Origin of the sequence: Streptomyces sp. NPDC048637 (assembly GCF_040650675.1) — a bacterium.
Classification (GTDB): domain Bacteria; phylum Actinomycetota; class Actinomycetes; order Streptomycetales; family Streptomycetaceae; genus Streptomyces.
Map to the genome: position 1 here is coordinate 1 of NZ_JBEZHQ010000008.1, position 17,995 is coordinate 17,995.

A 17,995-nucleotide genomic window follows, 5' to 3' on the forward strand; every position below is an offset into this window, starting at 1 on the left:
GCGGGGCGCCGGGGGGGGGGGGGGGCGGGGGGGGGGGCCCCGGGGGGGGGGGGGGGGGGGGGGGGGGGGGGGGGGGGGGCGGCGGGGGGGGGGGCCGGGCCCCCCCACGGCCCGAGTGTGCAGGTCAGTCGCGGGCGAGCTCCGCTTCCGCCTCCGCCAGCGCCGCGAACTCCTCCTCGGGCGCCGTGGCCACCAGCCGGTGCCGGGAGTAGAAGGCGAAGTAGGCGAGCGCCACGACGTAGACGCCGAGGGCGATGAAGGCGGCTTCCTTGTCGACCAGGAACGTCGCCACCAGCGCCGAGCAGGCCAGGACGAACGCGACGGACGAGGTCAGCATGCCGCCGGGGGTGCGGTAGGGGCGGGGCAGGCCGGGCTCGCGGCGGCGCAGCACGATGTGGGACAGCGCCATCAGCGCGTAGGAGATGGTGGCGCCGAAGACCGCGACATTGAGCATCCGGGCGCCGTCGCCGGTGGCCGCGGCCAGCGCGAAGCCCAGTGCGCCGGGCACCAGCAGCCCCAGGTAGGGGGCCTTGCGGCGGCTGGTCAGGGAGAGGAAGCGGGGCAGATAGCCGGCCCGGGAGAGCGCGAAGAGCTGGCGGGAACCGGCGAAGATGAGGGAGAAGAAGGAGGCCACCAGGCCCGCGAGCCCCGCGTAGTTGACGATCCGGCTGACGGTGGTCGGCTTGCCGTCCGGCTGCAGCGCCTGGACCAGCGGATCGCCCACCGACTGGATCGCCGCCGAGCCGCGTGCGCCGGTCGCGGCGACAAAGGTGATCAGTGCGAGCACCAGCAGGATGCCCATCGCGGCGGCCATCGCCTTGGGCAGCGAACGGGCCGGGTCCTTGGTCTCCTCGGCCGCCAGCGGTACGCCCTCGACGCCCAGGAAGAACCACATGCCGAACGGGAAGGCCGCCCAGATCCCCAGGATGCCGAACGGCAGCCAGGAGCTGGCCCCGAAGGCGCCGGCCTTGACGGGGATGTCGTTGAGCGAGTCGACATGGAAGTCGGTCAGTGCGGCGATCGCGAAGACGACGACCGCGGCGACGGCTATGGCGGTGACGATCAGGCTGAAGCGCAGTGCCTCGCCCACGCCCCACAGATGGATACCGATGAAGACCGCGAAGCAGGCGAGATAGACCGTCCAGCTGGAGTGCAGACCGAACAGGCCGAGCGATTCGACGTAGTCACCGATGAAAATGGAGATCGCGGCGGGCGCCAGGACATATTCGATCAGGATCGCGGTGCCGGTCAGAAAGCCGCCCCAGGTGCCCAGGGCACGCCGGGCGAAGCCGTAGCCGCCGCCCGCGGTCGGCAGGATCGAGGCCAGCTCCGCCAGCGCGAAGACCAGACAGGTGTACATCAGGCCCATCAGGACGGCGGCGATCGCCAGGCCGCCGAAGCCGCCCTGCGCCAGACCGTTGTTCCATCCCGAGAAGTCGCCGGAGACGACATAGGCGACGCCCAGGCCGGTCAGCAGCAGCGGTCCCGCGCTGCCCCGGCGGAGGGTCCGCCGCTCCAGATAGGTCTCGTCGGGCGATATACCGCCCGCGAACCCGAGGGGCGGTGCGGTCTGCGATTCCGTGTTGTCGGCCATGAGCCGCTCCTGCCTCGCCGAGGGGGGAAATCGAGCAAAGGTTCAGCGGCATACCTTTGCTCTCGGTGCCGCTCCAGCGCAAGACCTGTGCGTAAAAGAATGGTTAACGCGACCCCACGCGCCGGCCTCCTCCCGGAGCCTCACGGCGGCGGCGCGGTCAAAAAGCCCCGCAGCAGCGCCGCGGTCCCGCAGCAGTGCTCCCGCATCACCTCGCGCGCCCCGTCCGCATCGCCCTCCAGCACCGCCTCGACCAGCGCGGTGTGCTGGGTCTGCGAATGCTCCAGATTCCGGACGAGCAGCGGAATGCAGTCCAGGAGATCGTTCACGCTCGCCCGTACCGCGGCGTACTGCGCCGCCAGCGACGGTGAGCCGGACAGCTCCGCGAGCGTCAGATGCAGCAGGGTGTCGCGCCTGCGGTAGTCGGCGAGCGGGGCGTCCTGGGTCGCCGCGAGCGCCGCCCGCAGCCGGTCGCTCTGCGCGTCGGACAGCCCGTGCGCGGCGCACAGCCCGGCCGCGCCCACCTCCAGGACCTCCCGGAAGCGCAGCGTGTCCTCGACGTCGACCTTCTCGATCCGGCGCCGCAGCTCGGCCCCGCCCGGGTTCTCCGTGCGCACCCGTACGAACGTGCCGCCGTAGCGCCCGCGCCGGCTCTCCACCAGGCCCTCGTCCTGCAGGACCTTCAGCACCTCGCGCAGGGTGACCCGGCTGATCTGCAGCCGCTCCGCCAACTCCCGCTCCGCGGGCAGCCGTTCACCCTGGGGTACCAGACCGAGCCGGACGATCTGGAGTATCTGCTCCAGGGCCTCCTCGAAGCCGTTGCCCGCCCGTACCGGCCGCAGCACCGGTGCCAGCCGATCAGCCGCACTCTCCATCGATACCCCTTCCCAATCAATGGTTCGTGTGCCTACCTTATGACCTCCGGATGCAGTGACAGGAGGCAACACCGTGGCAGACCGCACGCCCCCACTCTCCGTCGAGGAGCTCAGAGTCCTCGTCGACGCCGGGGAGATCGACACTGTCGTCCTCGCCTTCACCGATATGCAAGGCAGGCTCCAGGGCAAGCGGTTCGCGGCCCGATATTTCCTCGACACCGTCCTCGAACACGGTACGGAGGGCTGCAACTACCTCCTCGCCGTCGACGTCGACCTCAACACCGTCGAGGGCTACGCCATGTCCTCCTGGGAGCGCGGCTACGGCGACTTCGCCATGCACGGCGACCCCGGCACCCTGCGCCGCACCCCCTGGAACCCCGGCACCGCGCTGATCACCGCCGACCTCGCCTGGCACGACGGCTCGCCGGTCGTCGCCTCCCCGCGGCAGATCCTGCGCCGCCAGCTCGACCGGCTCGCCGAGCGCGGCTGGAGCGCCCACGCCGGCACCGAGCTGGAGTTCATGCTCTTCAAGGACACCTACGAAGACGCCTGGTCGCGCGGCTACCGCGAGATGAACCCCGCCAACCAGTACAACGCCGACTACTCGGTCCTCGGCACCGGCCGGGTCGAACCCGTGCTGCGCCGGATCCGCAACGAGATGGGCGCGGCCGGCATGACCGTCGAGTCCGCCAAGGGCGAGTGCAACCTCGGCCAGCACGAGATCGTGTTCGTCTACGACGAGGCGCTCACCACCTGCGACCAGCACTCCATCTACAAGACGGGTGCCAAGGAGATCGCCGCCCAGGAGGGCATGTCGCTCACCTTCATGGCGAAGTACGACGAGCGCGAGGGCAACTCCTGTCATATCCACCTCTCGCTCCAGGACGCGGACGGACGGCCGGTGCTGGCCGACGACGACGGCCCGTACGGCATGTCGAAGACCATGCAGCACTTCCTGGCGGGCCAGGTCGCCGCGATGCGTGACTTCACGCTCCTCTACGCGCCCAACATCAACTCCTACAAGCGCTTCCGCCCCGGCTCCTTCGCGCCCACCGCCGTCGCCTGGGGACCCGACAACCGCACCTGCGCCCTGCGGGTGGTCGGCCACGGCCGCGCCCACCGCCTGGAGAACCGCCTGCCCGGCGGCGATGTGAACCCCTACCTCGCGGTCGCCGGCATGGTCGCGGCCGGTCTGTACGGCATAGAGCACGAGCTGGAACTCCCCGAGGCGACCACCGGCAACGCCTACACCGGCGACGCCGCCCATGTCCCCACGACGCTGCGCGAGGCCGCCGAGCTGTGGGAGAAGAGCCCGATCGCCCGCGCGGCGTTCGGTGACGAGGTCGTCGACCACTACCGCCACATGGCGCGCGTCGAGCAGGACGCCTACGACGCCGCCGTCACGGACTGGGAGCGCTTCCGCTCCTTCGAGCGCATGTAAGGAACCACCCGTGTTGCACGAGCTGAAGATCCTCAATCCGGCCACCGAGGAAGTGGTGGCCACCGTTCCCACCACCTCCCCCGAAGAGGTCGATGCCGCGGTCCGGCGGGCAGCCGGAGCCCAGGAGGCCTGGGCCGCCGTGGCACCCGGCGACCGGGCCCGGATCCTGCGCCGGTTCGCCGAGGTCGTCGACGCGCACATCGATCCGCTCGCCGAGCTCGAACTCAAGGAAGCCGGCCATCCGCTGGGCAACGCCCGGTGGGAAGCGGGCAACGTCCGCGATCTGCTGCACTACGCCGCCGGGGGAGTGGAGCGCCTGACCGGCACCCAGATCCCGGTGGCGGGCGGACTGAACATCACCGTCCAGGAGCCGCTCGGCGTCGTCGCCGTCATCGCCCCCTGGAACTTCCCGATGCCGATCGCCGCCTGGGGCACCGCCCCCGCGCTCGCGGCCGGCAACGCGGTGCTCCTCAAGCCCGCCGAGACAACTCCGCTCACCGCGCTCCGGCTCGCCGAGCTGGCCCTGGAGGCCGGGCTCCCCGAGGGCCTCTTCCAGGTGCTGCCCGGCGAGGGGCCGGTCACCGGCACCGCGCTGGTCGACCACCCCGGCGTCGCCAAGGTCGTCTTCACCGGCTCCACCACCACCGGCCGGCAGATCGCCGCCCGCTGCGCGGCACAGACCAAGCGGCTGACCCTCGAACTCGGCGGCAAGAGCCCCAACATCGTCTTCGCCGACGCGGATGTCGAGGCCGCCGCGGCCGCCGCCCCCGGCTCCTTCCTCGACAACACCGGCCAGGACTGCTGCGCCCGCAGCCGCATCCTCGTCCAGCGCTCCGTCTACGACCGCTTCATGGAGCTGCTGGAGCCCGCCGTCAAGGCATTCACGGTCGGCGACCCGGCCGATCCCGCCACGCAGATGGGGCCGCTGATCTCCGCCGCCCAGCGCGAGCGGGTGCGGTCCTATGTCCCCGAGGACGCCCCGGCCGCCATCCGCGGTGAGGCGCCCGCCGGAAAGGGCTTCTGGTACCCGGCCACCGTCCTGGAGGGGCGCCCCGACGACCGTACGGCCGTCGAGGAGATCTTCGGCCCGGTCGCCGTCGTCGTCCCCTTCGACGACGAGGCCGACGCGGTCCGGATCGCCAATGACACCGAATACGGACTGGCCGGCTCGCTGTGGACCCGTGACGTCGGCCGGGCGCTGCGCGTCTCGCGCGCCGTCGTGGCCGGCAACCTTTCCGTCAACTCCCACAGCGCGGTGCGCTATTGGACCCCCTTCGGCGGGTTCAAGCAGTCCGGACTCGGCCGCGAGCTGGGCCCGGACGCACTGACCGCCTTCACCGAGACCAAGAACATCTTCCTCAGCACCGAGGGCTGACGTCCCGGGGACACCCCCCGGACCCCGGCCGTCCGGGCCCGAGCCCGGACGGCGTGCCCAGCCACCCCCAGAGAAAGGCCCCCGAAGTGACCGACCAGACCGCAGTGTGCCGCCGCCTCGTCGGCCGTACCGCCGTGATCACCGGAGCCGGCAGCGGCATCGGCCTGGCCACCGCCCGCCGACTGTCCTCCGAAGGCGCCAACGTCGTCTGCGCCGACATCGACGAGGTGGCGGGCAAGGCCGCCGCCGAAGAGGTGGGCGGCACCTACGTCCAGGTGGACGTGACCGATTCCGACCAGGTCGAGGCGCTCTACAAGACCGCCTTCGACACCTACGGCTCCGTCGACATCGCCTTCAACAACGCCGGCATCTCCCCGCCCGACGACGACTCGATCCTCACCACCGGCCTGGACGCCTGGAAGCGCGTGCAGGAGGTCAACCTGACCTCGGTCTACCTCTGCTGCAAGCACGCGCTGCCCTACATGCAGCGCCAGGGCCGCGGCTCCATCATCAACACCGCGTCCTTCGTGGCCGTCATGGGCGCCGCCACCTCCCAGATCAGCTACACCGCCTCCAAGGGCGGCGTGCTGTCCATGTCCCGCGAACTGGGCGTGCAGTTCGCCCGCGAGGGCATCCGGGTCAACGCCCTGTGCCCGGGGCCGGTGAACACCCCGCTGCTGAAGGAGCTGTTCGCCAAGGACCCCGAGCGCGCCGCGCGCCGCCTGGTGCACGTCCCCGTCGGCCGGTTCGCCGAGCCCGAGGAGATCGCCTCCGCGGTCGCCTTCCTCGCCAGCGACGACTCCTCGTTCGTCAACGCCGCCGAATTCCTGGTCGACGGCGGTATCGCGGGCGCCTACGTCACCCCGGTGTAACCGTTCCCCGTTCACCTCCGCGTCAGCACCATGGCGGCCGGACGTCGCACGACGCCCGGCCGCCATGCGCTAGCGTCCGCCTTCGGTTCTTCGTTCGACAGGAGTGCGTTCCATGCTCAACAAGCATCGTTGGCTGGCAGCGGGTGCCGCCCTCGCGATAGTGGGAGGTGGCGTGGCCGCCGCTCAGACGGCCACCGCGGGGCCGGCCCCGCGCCACTGCCCCAGCCTCCATGTGTCCAAGGGCTGGTACGGCGACAACCGGGCCAAGCTGCAGAAGATGATCGATGAGCGGGGCAGCTGCTCCGGCTCCGACGGCGCCCGGCCGGTCGCGACGTTCGACTGGGACAACACCGTCGTGAAGAACGACATCTCCGACGCCACACTGGCCTGGATGCTCCGTCACGACAAGGTGCTGCGCCCCGCGAACTGGCAGGCCACCAACAAGTGGCTGACCGCGGACGCCGCCCGCGCCCTCACCAAGGCCTGCGGCACCTCCGTGCCCGCCGGCCGCCCCCTGCCGACGTCGACCGACACCGGCTGCACCGACGAGATCCTCGACGTCTACCAGGACGCCAAGACCTCCACCGGCAAGAAGGCGTTCGAGGGGGAGTGGAACCACCGCCGCACCGTCCCCGAATACGTCTGGATCACCCAGCTGTTCGCCGGCCACAGCCCCGCGCAGCTGACCGGGTTCGCCCGTGCCGCCCGCGCCGAGAACCTCGCCGCGCCGATCGGCTCGGAGCAGAAGGTCGGCACGCACACGATGGAGGGGTACGTCCGCTACTACGACCAGCAGCGCGACCTCATCCGCACCCTCAAGAAGGCCGGCTTCGACGTCTACATCGTCTCCGCCTCGGCGGAGCCGCTCGTCCGCGCCTGGGCGCCCGGCGTGGGAGTCGACCGCGCGCACACCATCGGCATCCGCAACCTCGTCCGCGACGGCCGGCTCACCACGGGCGTCCAGGGCTGCGGCGACGTCAAGGCCACCCACGGCGAGGTCCTGTCGTACATGGACGGCAAGCGCTGCTGGATCAACCAGGAGATCTTCCACGTCAAGGGCGCCAAGGCCTGGCAGAAGCAGGACCGGGCACACCGCCCCGCCTTCGCGGCGGGCGATGCGGAGACCGACGTGACCTTCGTCGCCGACGCCACCGCGGGGCACCTGACCATCAACCGCAACAAGCCCGAGCTGATGTGCCGGGCGTACGACAACAGTGACCACCGCTGGCTGGTCAACCCGATGTTCATCGAGCCGAAGAAGCGTCAGGCCGATCCCTACCCGTGCGCCACCACCGGCTACACCCGGCCGGACGGCACCCTCGGCCCGGTCCACCGCCCCGACGGCTCGGTGATCCCGGACCAGAAGGACACGGTGTACTGAGCGCACCGCTCGTACGGGGAGGGCCGCGCCGGTCACAGAAAGGCGTGGCCCTCCCCGCGGTACGTCGGCACCGTCGCCACCACCCGGTCCCCGTCGATCAGGTGCAGCTCGGTGAACCGCTCACACAGCTCACCGGCCTTCGCATGCCGGAACCACACCTTGTCGCCGATCCGCAGCCGGTCCGCGGCCGGCCCCAGCAGCGGTGTCTGCACCTCGCCGGGGCCCTCCTGCGGGTCGTAGCGCAGCCCGGCCGGCAGATACGGCACCGGCAGCCGGTCCGGACCCGCCACCCCCGACGCCGGATAGCCCCCGCCCAGCACCGTCACCACGCCAGGGCCCGGCCGGCGCACCACCGGCTGGGCGAACAGCGCCGCCGGACGCCCGCTGAACGAACGGAAGTTGTCGAACAGCCGCGGCACATACAGCCCCGACCCGGCCGCGATCTCGGTGACCGCCGCCTCCGCCGCGGTGTGCTGCACACTGCCGGTCCCGCCGCCGTTGACGAACTCCAGCCGCGGCGCCACCGCCCGCACCGCCCGTACGGCCTCCCAGCGCCGCTGCGCCAGCTCCTTGCGCGCCGCCGCCTGCATCACCCGGATCGCCCGCGAGAACACCGGCTTGCCGTCGACCTCGTCGCCGACACCCGCCACATGTCCCTCGTACGCCATCAGCCCCACCAGCCGGAACCCGGGGCGGCGCACCACCGACCGGGCCAGCGCGGCCAGTTGGGCGGGCGACCGCAGCGGGGAGCGGCGGGCGCCGACCCGTACCTTCCCGCCCAACAGCCGGTAGGAGGTGTCCAGTTCCAGGCACACCCGCACCTCCTCGCCCGCCCCGCCGGCCGGCCGGGCCGCATCGATCAGATCCAGCTGCACCGGGTCGTCGACCATCACCGTCACCGCGGCCGCGAGCTTCGGATCGGCGGTCAGCCCGGCGAAGCCCGCCCGGTCCGTCGACGGATACGCCAGCAGGATGTCCGGGAAGCCCGAGCGCGCCAGCCACAGCGACTCGGCGAGCGTGAAACTCATGATCCCGGCGAAGCCGTCCCGCGCCAGCACCCGCTCCAGCAGCGCCCGGCAGCGCACCGACTTGCTCGCCACCCGGACCGGCTTCCCCTTCGCGCGGCGCACCAGATCGGCGGCGTTGGCGTCGAAGGCCGGCAGGTCGACGACGGCCAGCGGCGCGTCGAGGGATGCGGTGGCCCGGTCGTACGGCGTCTCCCCTGCGCGCACACGGGGGAGCGCCCGGAGAGGGGCTTTGTCGCCATCCGCGTCGGATGTGTACTGGGACATGGCCGCAGCCTGCCAGACCCCACTACCACTGGGTAGGGGAGAGATTGCGACAGAGCGGACAAGGGTTGGAGCACCGGCTGCACCAGCCCTTAGAGTGGCTCGACACCGCAACCAGCAGGTCAGCGGCGTGTTGTCCGGATACGAACCTCCGTGCCCCGATTGCGGATCGGGCCCGGGGGACAGCGGTGCAAGGGGGAGCGCGGGTGAGCACCGACGCCGAATTCGCCGATGCCCGGCACATTCCACCGATACCCCCGCAGCCACCCCGGCGGCCCGTCCCGACCGGGACACCGGAGCCGGACGGGGATCCGCTGACGACCGTGCTGCGCCGGGTACCGGCCGAGCCGCCGGTACCGGCACCCGGGATGCCCGCCACCCCGAACCCCGCGCGCCCCGTCCCGCCGCGTCCCACCGTCCCGCCGCCCGCCGCGCCCCCTGTGCCGCCGCCCGCCGCCGGTGCGCAGCCGCCGTCCCGCCCGGACCGTGCGCCCGGCCCCCCGGCCCCCGCCGAACCGGCCGCCCCCACTCCGCCGCCCACCGGCCGCCCCGCCGCCTTCCGCGACACCGCCGCCTTCCACCTGGCCAACAGCCGGCAGGCGTGGAGCGACGCCCGCGAACGCGGCGCCGGCAGCGGGCCGGGCGCCCCGCCGGCCCCCCGCCACCCTGCCGCCACCGGCCCCTCGGGGGCGCCCGGCAGCGAGCCGTCCAGGACCGCGGCCGAGCTTCCGCCCCAGGTGCCCTGGCCCCCAACCGCCCCTCCTCACGGGGGAGTTGCGCCCGCCCCCGGCGCACCGGCGATGCCCCGGCACCCGTCCGGACGCCGTCCCGGCCCCCGGCTGCTCGGTGCCGCGGCCTGCCTCGTCCTCGGCATCGGCCTCATCGGCGGTGCCGCGGCCGGGAGCTGGCTCACCGACGAGGCCGACGCCGCCCCGCCCACCGCCGCGGCCACCTTCGCCAAGGGCCGCGACGTCTGGCACAACACCCCTGTCGACAGGCTCTTCCCGCGCACCGTCAACGGCCTGGGCGCCGGACCCGGCGGCGCCGACCGGACCTGGACCCGGATCGCCGTCGCCCCGGACAGCGGCTGCACCGGCGCCTACGATCCGAAGCTCGCCGCGGCGCTCGCCCGCGCCGGCTGCACCCGGCTGCTGCGCGCCACCTACGCCGATGCCACCCGCTCCGGCGTCATCACCGTCGGGGCGCAGATCACCAAGGCCGACCAGCCCGCGATGATGGCCCTCAACACCCGCTTCAGTACCAAGAGTCTGGGCAACCGCACCGACCTGCTGCCGCTGCCGTACGCGGCCAAGGGCACCCCGGCCGAGGACTTCGGGCGCCCCCAGCGGGCCAGCTGGACCGTCCGGATCCTCACCGACATCCCGGTCGTGGTCTACGCCGTCTCCGGCTTCGCCGACGGCCGCGTCGTCACCGAGCCGCAGCCCGCCGAGGCCGCGGTCCGGCCCGGCACCACCACCGCCCCGGCCGAATCCGGGCTGGGCCATGACGCGAAGGGCCTGGCGGACCGCATCGGGACGGACTTCCGCAGGGCGGCCGGCAGCCCCACGCAGACGACGGAGGCACCGTCATGACGCACACCGTGCTGCGCGGCACCGTCCTCGCGCTGGCCTCCGCGGCGCTCGCCGTACTGCCCGCCGTCCCCGCACAGGCCGATGCCCTCCGCGCCCAGCAGTGGGCCCTGCAGGCCGTCCACGCCCAGCAGGCCTGGCGTACCACCAAGGGGGAGGGCGTCACCGTCGCGGTCCTGGACACCGGCGTGGACGCCAACCACCCCGACCTGGAAGGACAGGTGGAGCCCGAGCGGGACCTGGTGGGCTTTGGGGCGGGCCCCGGGGACGCCGCCTGGGCCCAACACGGCACCGGAATGGCCAGCATCATCGCGGGTCGCGGCCATGGCGCGGACCGCGAGGACGGAGTGCTGGGACTGGCCCCGGCGGCAAAGATCCTGCCCGTCCGGGTGATCCTCGAGGACAACGACGAGCAGCGCGAGCGGGCCCGTACGGAGAAGGCGGGCGCGCTCGCCGACGGCATCCGCTGGGCCGCCGACCACGGCGCCGACGTGATCAATATGTCGCTGGGCGACGACAGCGCATCCGCGCACCCCGAGCCCCGCGAGGACGCCGCCATCCAGTACGCCCTCGGCAAGGGCATCCCCGTCGTCGCCTCCGCGGGCAACGGGGGCGAGAAGGGCAACCGCGTCTCGTACCCCGCCGCCTACCCGGGCGTCATCACGGCCACCGCCGTCACCCACCTGGGGGGCCGCGCCCGGTTCTCCACCCGCCACTGGTACGCCACGGTCAGCGCGCCCGGCTACGACATCATCATGGCCGACCCCGAGGACGACTATCTCTCCGGCTGGGGCACCAGCCCCGCCGCCGCCTTCGTCTCCGGCGCCATCGCCCTGATCCGCTCCGCGCACCCCGACCTGAGCCCGGCCCAGATCCGCCGGCTGCTCACCTCCACCGCGCAGGACAGCCCCGAGGGCGGCCGCGACGACGACTACGGCGCCGGCCTGATCGATCCCGCCGCCGCTCTTGAGGTGGCGGGAGATCTCCGGCCCACTCCTCAGAAGCCGTCGCCCGCCGCCTACGCCGACCGCTACTTCGGCCCCGGCCCCACCGCGGACGACACCGCGGACACCGACACCCCCTGGCTCCCCTGGACCGCCGGCGCCGCGGGCCTGGTTCTCCTCGCGGCCGCCGCCGTCCTCTGGCGCAGCCGGTCCCTCGACCGCTGACCCCCGCACGCTGGCCACCGGCCCGGGAGGTCCGCGGCGGCCGCGCTCCGGCGCCCCCGCGCGCCCGCCCGCACCCCCACGGCCCCGCACCCGCTGACGCCGGAAACCCACCCGATACCCTCGGGCGCGTGCAGAAGAACATTCCCGACCCCGGTTTCGCCGACGACGACGGCTCCGCCGACCCGGCACTGGCCGCGGCCCTGGCGGCCTACGACCGGGACCGCAGCGCCGAGCCCCAGCTGCTGACGGCGCTGGCCGCCGCACGCGTCCTGGTGCCCGTGGTGGCCGTCCTCGGTGAGGTGGAAACCGGCCCCGACGGCCTGCGCCGGGAGAAGTCCAGCGATATGGCCGTCCCCACCCTCCAGGCCCCGGACGGCCGCCGCGCGCTGCCCGCCTTCACCTCCACGGAGACCCTCCGGCGCTGGCGGGCCGACGCCCGCCCCGTCGCGGTCCCGCTGCCGCAGGCGCTGCTCGCCGCTTCCCACGAGCAGGCCGACACCGTGGTCGTCGACCTGGTGGGCCCGGTCACCTACCAGCTCACCGGCCCCGCCCTGCGGGCGCTCGCCGAGGGCCGCACCAGCACCGACCCGCTCGCCGACCCGGCCGTCACCGACGCCCTGCGCACCCTGCTCGACGCCGAGCCCGGCGTGCTCGTCGCGCGTCTGGAGCCGTCCGGCGAAACCGACGCCACCCTCTCCCTCGGCCTCGCCCCCGACGCCCCGACCGCCGAGGTGGCCCAGCGGCTGGCCCGGGCCCTGGCCACCGACGAGGTCCTGCGCGCCCGGCTCGTCCGGGGCCTGGACCTGGCCCTTCTGCCGCCCGGTGCCCCGGCGGCCGACGAGCCGTTCTACCGGCGCTGACACCCCACGGCCGGGGCCCGGAACCCCCGGCCGGGCGCCCGGCCGTCAACGGGCGGGTTCGTCTCCAGGGCCGCACAATGCGAGGAGAGCCCAAGATCCACGCGAGGAGAGCCCCCCATGGAGAAAACGGAGATCTCGACGGTACTGACCCGCACGGTCGTATCCGAGTTCCTCGGCACCCTGCTCCTGGTGTTCTTCGCCGTCGGCTCGGCAGTGCTGGCGGGCGAATACATCGGCACCTTCGGCATCGCCCTGGCCTTCGGCTTCACCATGGTGGCGCTGGCCTACGCCCTCGGCCCGATCTCGGGCTGCCACTTCAACCCCGCGGTGACCCTGGGCATGCTGCTGGCCCGCCGGATCACGCTGCGGACGGCCACCGAGTACTGGATCGCCCAGGTGGTCGGCGCCATCGCCGGCGCGGCCCTGCTCTTCCTGGTCGCCAAGCAGATCCCGGGCCTGCAGACCGATGCGTCCTTCGGCACGAACGGCTGGGGCGACCGCTCGGCGGTCCACCTCAACCTCGGCGGTGCCTTCGTCGCCGAGATACTGATGACCTTCCTGCTGGTCTACGTATGGCTGTCGGTCACCCACAAGGTGGCCGTGATCGGCTTCAACGGGATGGCGATCGGTCTGGCCCTGGCCGCCGTCCACCTCATCGGTGTCCCGCTGGACGGCACCTCCGTGAACCCGGCGCGCTCCATCGGCCCGGCGCTGTTCGCGGGCGGCTCGGCCATCACCCAGCTGTGGCTGTTCATCGTCGCGCCACTGATCGGCGCGGCCATCGCGGCGGTGGTGCACCAGATCACCCACCCGCCGCACGAGCCGGTCCTCGTCGCCGACGAGGCGATGCCCCACGAGCCCGCGGCGGGGCCCGACGACGGGCCCTGAGGACAGCGCTCACCCACGCTCTGCAGACGAGACGAGCCCCGGCCGTATCCCCGGCCGGGGCTCGTCGTCCGTGCGGCGGTCCGCCGCCCGGCTCAGCCGTAGACCGGGCCGGTGTACTTCTCTCCGGGGCCCTGGCCCGGCTCGTCCGGCACGACGGAGGCCTCGCGGAACGCCAGCTGCAGCGACTTCAGGCCGTCCCGCAGCGGCGCCGCGTGGTACGAGCCGATCTCGGTGGCGCTGGCGGTGACCAGCCCGGCCAGCGCCTGGATGAGCTTGCGCGCCTCGTCGAGGTCCTTGTGCGCCGCGCCCTCCTCGGCGAGCCCGAGGTTGACCGCCGCCGAACTCATCAGATGCACCGCGACCGTGGTGATCACCTCGACCGCCGGCACCTCCGCGATATCACGGGTCATGGCGTCGAAGTCGGGATTCGCCGCGTGCGCTGCGTCGGGCTGCTGCGGGGTCTGGTCACTCATGTCTTCGGACTTCTTCCTGCTGAGGGGTCGGCTCCAGCCTATGGGCAGCGCGTCCGGACCCCGCGTCCGGGAGTGTCATCCCGGTCCCGGGGCACGTCCCTGGCTGCACAGAAGTGGGTGTCACCCCTTGACTCGTGTATTCTGGTGTTCCGACCGGCCGGACACGCATGTGACCGGCCCACAAGTGGAGGCTCCGATCTCCCACCCGACCGACCTCACGGTTGGCGGGTCAATGGTCCGGCTGCGCCCCGCGGAGACTTCGCGGCGGTGCTCCAGATCCACGTGGAGCCCCGCCTGTGTCCCGTCCGGGGCATTTTTCATGTACCGGCGCGGTTGGTCACACCGAATAAGACGTTACGCGGCAGTCCGCCAGGCCGTCGCGTGGTGCTACCGAGGAGGATCCATCAGCGCCGAGCCCCGCATCAACGACCGGATTCGCGTTCCCGAAGTGCGACTTGTCGGTCCCAGCGGCGAGCAGGTCGGGATTGTTCCGCTTGCCAAGGCCCTTGAGCTTGCTCAGGAGTACGACCTCGACCTGGTCGAGGTGGCGGCGAACGCTCGCCCGCCCGTCTGCAAGCTCATGGACTACGGGAAGTTCAAGTACGAGTCGGCCATGAAGGCCCGTGAGGCGCGCAAGAACCAGGCGCACACGGTCATCAAGGAGATGAAGCTCCGGCCGAAGATCGACCCGCACGACTACGACACCAAAAAGGGTCACGTCGTCCGGTTCCTCAAGCAGGGTGACAAGGTCAAGATCACGATCATGTTCCGTGGTCGCGAGCAGTCCCGCCCCGAGCTGGGCTTCCGGCTGCTGCAGCGGCTCGCGTCCGACGTGGAGGACCTCGGCTTCATCGAGTCGAATCCGAAGCAGGACGGCCGAAACATGATCATGGTCCTCGGTCCGCACAAGAAGAAGACCGAGGCGATGGCCGAGGCCCGCGAGGCGCAGGCCGCCCGCAAGGCGGAGCGCCAGGGTGGAGTTCCCGCGGACGAGTCCGTGGAGGAGCCCGCCGAGGAGCCCACCGAGGAGCACGCCCAGGCGTGATCCCCGAGGCGTGAGCCCCGGTTCGCGCCGGGGCACCCCGCCCCGGACATCAATCGATACACATGACGCTCCCGCTTGCCGGATCCCTGCCTGCGGGAGCGCCACTGACGAGGAGAGTACGGCGCATGCCGAAGAACAAGACGCACAGCGGTGCCAGCAAGCGCTTCAAGATCACCGGCTCCGGCAAGGTGCTCCGCGAGCGCGCCGGCAAGCGCCACCTGCTCGAGCACAAGTCGTCCCGCGTGACGCGTCGCCTCACCGGCAACGCCGAGATGGCCCCGGGCGACGCCGCGAAGATCAAGAAGCTTCTCGGCAAGTGAGCCGCCGCGCCCCACTGACTGGAGGGGGCGCGCGACTCGGACCGGGACACACATCGATTCGGGCCGTGTGACGACAACCACGGCCCCGCTACAAGGAGTTAACAAGTGGCACGCGTCAAGCGGGCAGTCAACGCCCACAAGAAGCGCCGGGCGATCCTCGAGCAGGCCAGCGGCTACCGTGGCCAGCGCTCCCGCCTGTACCGCAAGGCGAAGGAGCAGGTCACCCACTCCCTCGTCTACAACTACAACGACCGCAAGAAGCGCAAGGGCGACTTCCGTCAGCTGTGGATCCAGCGCATCAACGCCGCTGCCCGCGCCAACGGCATGACCTACAACCGCTTCATCCAGGGGCTGAAGGCCGCCAACATCGAGGTGGACCGCAAGATCCTGGCCGACCTCGCGGTCAACGACGCCAACGCGTTCGCCGCGCTCGTCGAGGCCTCGCAGAAGGCGCTTCCGAGCGACGTCAACGCCCCGAAGGCTGCCTGAACTTCAGCCTGACGACGTGGTGACGGACCCGCAGGCCCCGGCCTGCGGGTCCGCCGCTTTTCCGGACCCGGCCAGGTCTGTGCGGACGGACCGGGCCCCCTACGCACCGAACAACAGAAGCGAGCCGCCGCCCATGGGCACCCCCGAGCTGATCTCCCCGCGTTCCCCGCGTGTCGTCGCCGCCCGGCGGCTGGCGCGCCGCGCCTTCCGCGGCAAGGAGCGCCGGTTCATCGCCGAGGGCCCGCAGGCCGTACGGGAGGCCATTGCGCACCGTACGGGCGAAGTGCCCACGCTGATCGAGCTGTTCGCCACCGTCGAGGCGGCCGAGCGGCACACCGAGATCGTCGAGGCGGCCCGCGCGGCCGGGGTGCGGGTCCACTACGCCGACGACAAGACCGTCGCCGACATCTCCCAGACCGTCACTCCGCAGGGGCTGCTCGGCGTCTGCGGGTTCCTCGACTCGCCGTTCGAGGAGATCCTCGCCGCCCGCCCGCAGCTGATCGCGGTGCTCGCCAACGTCCGTGACCCCGGCAACGCCGGCACGGTGCTGCGCTGCGCGGACGCCGCGGGCGCGGACGCCGTCGTGCTGACCGACGCCTCCGTGGACCTGTACAACCCCAAGTCCGTACGCGCCTCGGTCGGTTCGCTCTTCCACCTTCCGGTCGCGGTGGGCGTTCCGGTCGAGCGGGTGGTGAGCGGACTGCAGGCCGCCGGCGTACGGATCCTCGCCGCCGACGGCGCGGGCGACCGCGACCTGGACGCCGAACTGGACACCGGCTCCATGGGCGGGCCCACCGCCTGGGTCTTCGGCAACGAGGCCTGGGGACTGCCGGAGGAGACCCGGGCGCTGGCGGACGCGGTGGTACGCGTCCCCATCCACGGCAGGGCCGAGAGCCTCAACCTCGCCACCGCCGCCGCGGTCTGCCTCTACGCCTCCGCCCGCGCCCAGCGCAGCCCCGGCGGATGCCGTGCGGTGTCACCCGCCTGAGGGGTGTCCCCCGGATCTTCGGGGCACTTCCGGTGTGAGCTAGTAGGCTTGCGTGCTCGGGGCCCGGAAGGGGGGAACGGGGATGAGTGTGCGGACTTCCGGCACCACAGTCACCGCTGACAGCCGCCGGTCCGACGGGCCGGTGCGCGGGCCGTCGCCCGCTCCGGCCGGGGGACCGGACGCCCTGGGGACCGGTCTCGGCCTGGACCCCGACGATCTGCCCGACGGCCTGGTCGTCGCCGATGAGACCGGCCGGGTGATCTGCTTCAACGCCGCCGCGGCCAAGATCACCGACATCGCTCCGGAGGACGCGCTGGGCCGCCCCCTCGAACACGCCCTGCCGCTGCAGGACATCGAGGGCCGCCGCTGGTGGCGGCTCACCGACCCCTACGGCGGGCTCGCCATCCGACGCGGCCAGCCCGAGCGCAATCTGCTGCTCGGCGGCCGGGAGGTGCTGGTATCCGCCCGCTACGTCCGCAGCCGCCCGACCGGGCCCGTCCAGCGGCTGGTGATCGCGCTGCGCGGCACCGAGGCCCGGCGCCGTACGGAGCTCAGCCACGCCGAGCTGATCGCCACCGTCGCCCATGAACTGCGCTCGCCGCTGACCTCGGTCAAGGGCTTCACCGCCACCCTCCTCCAGAAGTGGGAGCGCTTCACCGACGACCAGAAGCGGCTGATGCTGGAGACGGTGGACGCCGACGCCAACCGCGTCACCCGGCTGATCGCCGAGCTGCTGGACATCTCCCGGATCGACTCGGGCCGGCTGGAGGTGCGCCGGCAGCGGGTCGACATGAGCGCCGCGGTCCGCCGGCACGTCCAGGCGCAGACCACCGCCGGCCAGCGCCCGGACCGCTTCCTGATCCGGATGCTGGAACCGCTGCCCGATCTGTGGGCAGACCCGGACAAGGTCGACCAGGTCCTGGGCAACCTGCTGGAAAATGCGGTGCGCCACGGCGAGGGAACCGTCACCATCGAGGTCGGACCGGTATCGGACGAGACCAGCACGGAGGGGACGAGCGTCACCGTGAGCGACGAGGGCCCCGGCATCCCGGAGGAATCGATGAGCCGCGTGTTCACCCGCTTCTGGCGGGGCAGCAAGCGCGGTGGCACGGGCCTGGGCCTCTACATCGTCAAGGGCATCGTCGAGGCCCACGGCGGGACGATCACGGTCGGCCGGGCGCCGGCCGGCGGCGCGCAGTTCCGATTTAGCCTGCCCGTCGCGGCCCCGGCCTTCATGGCCTGATGACCAGGAGGAGCCGCGAAGCGTCCTGCGAAGGGCGGTGGTGGGCGACGGGTGGGAGGGCGCCCCGCGGGGGCGCGGACCGGCCGCGCGGCCCGTCCCCCTTAGAC

The 17,995-nt window shown here is 72.4% G+C and carries 17 protein-coding genes; 13 read left to right on the forward strand and 4 right to left on the reverse strand.

What is annotated here, in order from left to right:
* Positions 1 to 124: 124 nt before the first annotated feature.
* Positions 125 to 1,594, reverse strand: a complete 1,470-nt coding sequence (gene eat, locus AB0C46_RS13255; protein ID WP_362827928.1) for an ethanolamine permease — start codon at positions 1,592 to 1,594, stop codon at positions 125 to 127.
* Between the two features lie 140 nt (positions 1,595 to 1,734).
* Entirely contained in the window at positions 1,735 to 2,466 is a 732-nt protein-coding gene (locus tag AB0C46_RS13260) for an FCD domain-containing protein (protein ID WP_362827929.1), read from the reverse strand.
* Between the two features lie 73 nt (positions 2,467 to 2,539).
* Between AB0C46_RS13260 and AB0C46_RS13265 the strand changes: the two genes are divergently transcribed.
* The 4 genes from AB0C46_RS13265 to AB0C46_RS13280 all read left to right on the forward strand — a co-directional run bounded on the left by AB0C46_RS13265 (position 2,540) and on the right by AB0C46_RS13280 (position 7,535).
* A complete protein-coding gene (locus AB0C46_RS13265) occupies positions 2,540 to 3,907 on the forward strand; it encodes a glutamine synthetase family protein (protein ID WP_362827930.1) in 1,368 nt (455 codons plus the stop codon).
* Between the two features lie 10 nt (positions 3,908 to 3,917).
* Complete coding sequence (locus AB0C46_RS13270) at positions 3,918 to 5,282, forward strand: aldehyde dehydrogenase family protein (RefSeq protein ID WP_362827931.1); 1,365 nt, start codon at positions 3,918 to 3,920, stop codon at positions 5,280 to 5,282.
* A gap of 86 nt (positions 5,283 to 5,368) precedes the next feature.
* Positions 5,369 to 6,154, forward strand: coding sequence for a 3-oxoacyl-ACP reductase (locus AB0C46_RS13275; protein ID WP_362827932.1), 786 nt, complete (start codon positions 5,369 to 5,371; stop codon positions 6,152 to 6,154).
* A gap of 112 nt (positions 6,155 to 6,266) precedes the next feature.
* Positions 6,267 to 7,535: a haloacid dehalogenase-like hydrolase gene (locus AB0C46_RS13280; RefSeq protein ID WP_362827933.1), complete on the forward strand. Its 1,269-nt coding sequence runs from the start codon at positions 6,267 to 6,269 to the stop codon at positions 7,533 to 7,535.
* Positions 7,536 to 7,567: 32 nt separating this feature from the next.
* Here the strand turns inward: AB0C46_RS13280 and AB0C46_RS13285 are convergent, their stop codons facing one another.
* Positions 7,568 to 8,827 (reverse strand): amino acid deaminase/aldolase, encoded by a 1,260-nt coding sequence (locus AB0C46_RS13285; RefSeq protein ID WP_362827934.1) that lies wholly within the window; start codon positions 8,825 to 8,827, stop codon positions 7,568 to 7,570.
* Positions 8,828 to 9,030: 203 nt separating this feature from the next.
* Between AB0C46_RS13285 and AB0C46_RS13290 the strand changes: the two genes are divergently transcribed.
* The 4 genes from AB0C46_RS13290 to AB0C46_RS13305 all read left to right on the forward strand — a co-directional run bounded on the left by AB0C46_RS13290 (position 9,031) and on the right by AB0C46_RS13305 (position 13,330).
* Entirely contained in the window at positions 9,031 to 10,416 is a 1,386-nt protein-coding gene (locus AB0C46_RS13290; RefSeq protein ID WP_362827935.1) for a hypothetical protein, read from the forward strand.
* Positions 10,413 to 11,582: a type VII secretion-associated serine protease mycosin gene (mycP, locus tag AB0C46_RS13295; RefSeq protein ID WP_362827936.1), complete on the forward strand. Its 1,170-nt coding sequence runs from the start codon at positions 10,413 to 10,415 to the stop codon at positions 11,580 to 11,582. Before AB0C46_RS13290 ends, mycP begins: the two co-directional genes overlap by 4 nt.
* Positions 11,583 to 11,710: 128 nt before the next feature.
* Positions 11,711 to 12,442 (forward strand): SseB family protein, encoded by a 732-nt coding sequence (locus AB0C46_RS13300; RefSeq protein WP_362827937.1) that lies wholly within the window; start codon positions 11,711 to 11,713, stop codon positions 12,440 to 12,442.
* Positions 12,443 to 12,559: 117 nt separating this feature from the next.
* The gene (locus AB0C46_RS13305) at positions 12,560 to 13,330 is read left to right on the forward strand and encodes an MIP family channel protein (protein ID WP_362827938.1); all 771 of its coding nucleotides are present in this window, start codon (positions 12,560 to 12,562) and stop codon (positions 13,328 to 13,330) included.
* Positions 13,331 to 13,422: 92 nt separating this feature from the next.
* Here the strand turns inward: AB0C46_RS13305 and AB0C46_RS13310 are convergent, their stop codons facing one another.
* Complete coding sequence (locus AB0C46_RS13310) at positions 13,423 to 13,803, reverse strand: DUF1844 domain-containing protein (protein ID WP_085925912.1); 381 nt, start codon at positions 13,801 to 13,803, stop codon at positions 13,423 to 13,425.
* A gap of 319 nt (positions 13,804 to 14,122) precedes the next feature.
* Here AB0C46_RS13310 and infC point away from each other — a divergent pair, with 319 nt between their 5' ends.
* The 5 genes from infC to AB0C46_RS13335 all read left to right on the forward strand — a co-directional run bounded on the left by infC (position 14,123) and on the right by AB0C46_RS13335 (position 17,888).
* The gene (infC, locus tag AB0C46_RS13315) at positions 14,123 to 14,848 is read left to right on the forward strand and encodes a translation initiation factor IF-3 (protein WP_362827939.1); all 726 of its coding nucleotides are present in this window, start codon (positions 14,123 to 14,125) and stop codon (positions 14,846 to 14,848) included.
* 125 nt (positions 14,849 to 14,973) lie between these two features.
* Complete coding sequence (gene rpmI, locus AB0C46_RS13320; RefSeq protein WP_006607578.1) at positions 14,974 to 15,168, forward strand: 50S ribosomal protein L35; 195 nt, start codon at positions 14,974 to 14,976, stop codon at positions 15,166 to 15,168.
* A gap of 105 nt (positions 15,169 to 15,273) precedes the next feature.
* Positions 15,274 to 15,657 carry a 50S ribosomal protein L20 gene (rplT, locus tag AB0C46_RS13325; RefSeq protein WP_018087732.1) on the forward strand — a complete coding sequence of 128 codons (384 nt, stop codon included), beginning with the start codon at positions 15,274 to 15,276 and terminating at the stop codon, positions 15,655 to 15,657.
* Positions 15,658 to 15,790: 133 nt separating this feature from the next.
* Positions 15,791 to 16,645 carry an RNA methyltransferase gene (locus tag AB0C46_RS13330; protein ID WP_362827940.1) on the forward strand — a complete coding sequence of 285 codons (855 nt, stop codon included), beginning with the start codon at positions 15,791 to 15,793 and terminating at the stop codon, positions 16,643 to 16,645.
* 82 nt (positions 16,646 to 16,727) lie between these two features.
* Positions 16,728 to 17,888 carry a PAS domain-containing sensor histidine kinase gene (locus tag AB0C46_RS13335; protein WP_362827941.1) on the forward strand — a complete coding sequence of 387 codons (1,161 nt, stop codon included), beginning with the start codon at positions 16,728 to 16,730 and terminating at the stop codon, positions 17,886 to 17,888.
* Positions 17,889 to 17,995: the final 107 nt, after the last annotated feature.

Bases quoted from the DNA above. Each gene is read 5' to 3' on its own strand.
- AB0C46_RS13305 (WP_362827938.1), top strand. From the start codon at position 12,560: ATGGAGAAAACGGAGATCTCGACGGTACTGACCCGCACGGTCGTATCC.
- AB0C46_RS13335 (WP_362827941.1), top strand. From the start codon at position 16,728: ATGAGTGTGCGGACTTCCGGCACCACAGTCACCGCTGACAGCCGCCGG.
- rpmI (WP_006607578.1), top strand. From the start codon at position 14,974: ATGCCGAAGAACAAGACGCACAGCGGTGCCAGCAAGCGCTTCAAGATC.
- infC (WP_362827939.1), top strand. From the start codon at position 14,123: ATGTACCGGCGCGGTTGGTCACACCGAATAAGACGTTACGCGGCAGTC.
- mycP (WP_362827936.1), top strand. From the start codon at position 10,413: ATGACGCACACCGTGCTGCGCGGCACCGTCCTCGCGCTGGCCTCCGCG.
- AB0C46_RS13260 (WP_362827929.1), bottom strand. From the start codon at position 2,466: ATGGAGAGTGCGGCTGATCGGCTGGCACCGGTGCTGCGGCCGGTACGG.
- eat (WP_362827928.1), bottom strand. From the start codon at position 1,594: ATGGCCGACAACACGGAATCGCAGACCGCACCGCCCCTCGGGTTCGCG.
- AB0C46_RS13330 (WP_362827940.1), top strand. From the start codon at position 15,791: ATGGGCACCCCCGAGCTGATCTCCCCGCGTTCCCCGCGTGTCGTCGCC.
- AB0C46_RS13280 (WP_362827933.1), top strand. From the start codon at position 6,267: ATGCTCAACAAGCATCGTTGGCTGGCAGCGGGTGCCGCCCTCGCGATA.
- AB0C46_RS13285 (WP_362827934.1), bottom strand. From the start codon at position 8,827: ATGTCCCAGTACACATCCGACGCGGATGGCGACAAAGCCCCTCTCCGG.
- AB0C46_RS13310 (WP_085925912.1), bottom strand. From the start codon at position 13,803: ATGAGTGACCAGACCCCGCAGCAGCCCGACGCAGCGCACGCGGCGAAT.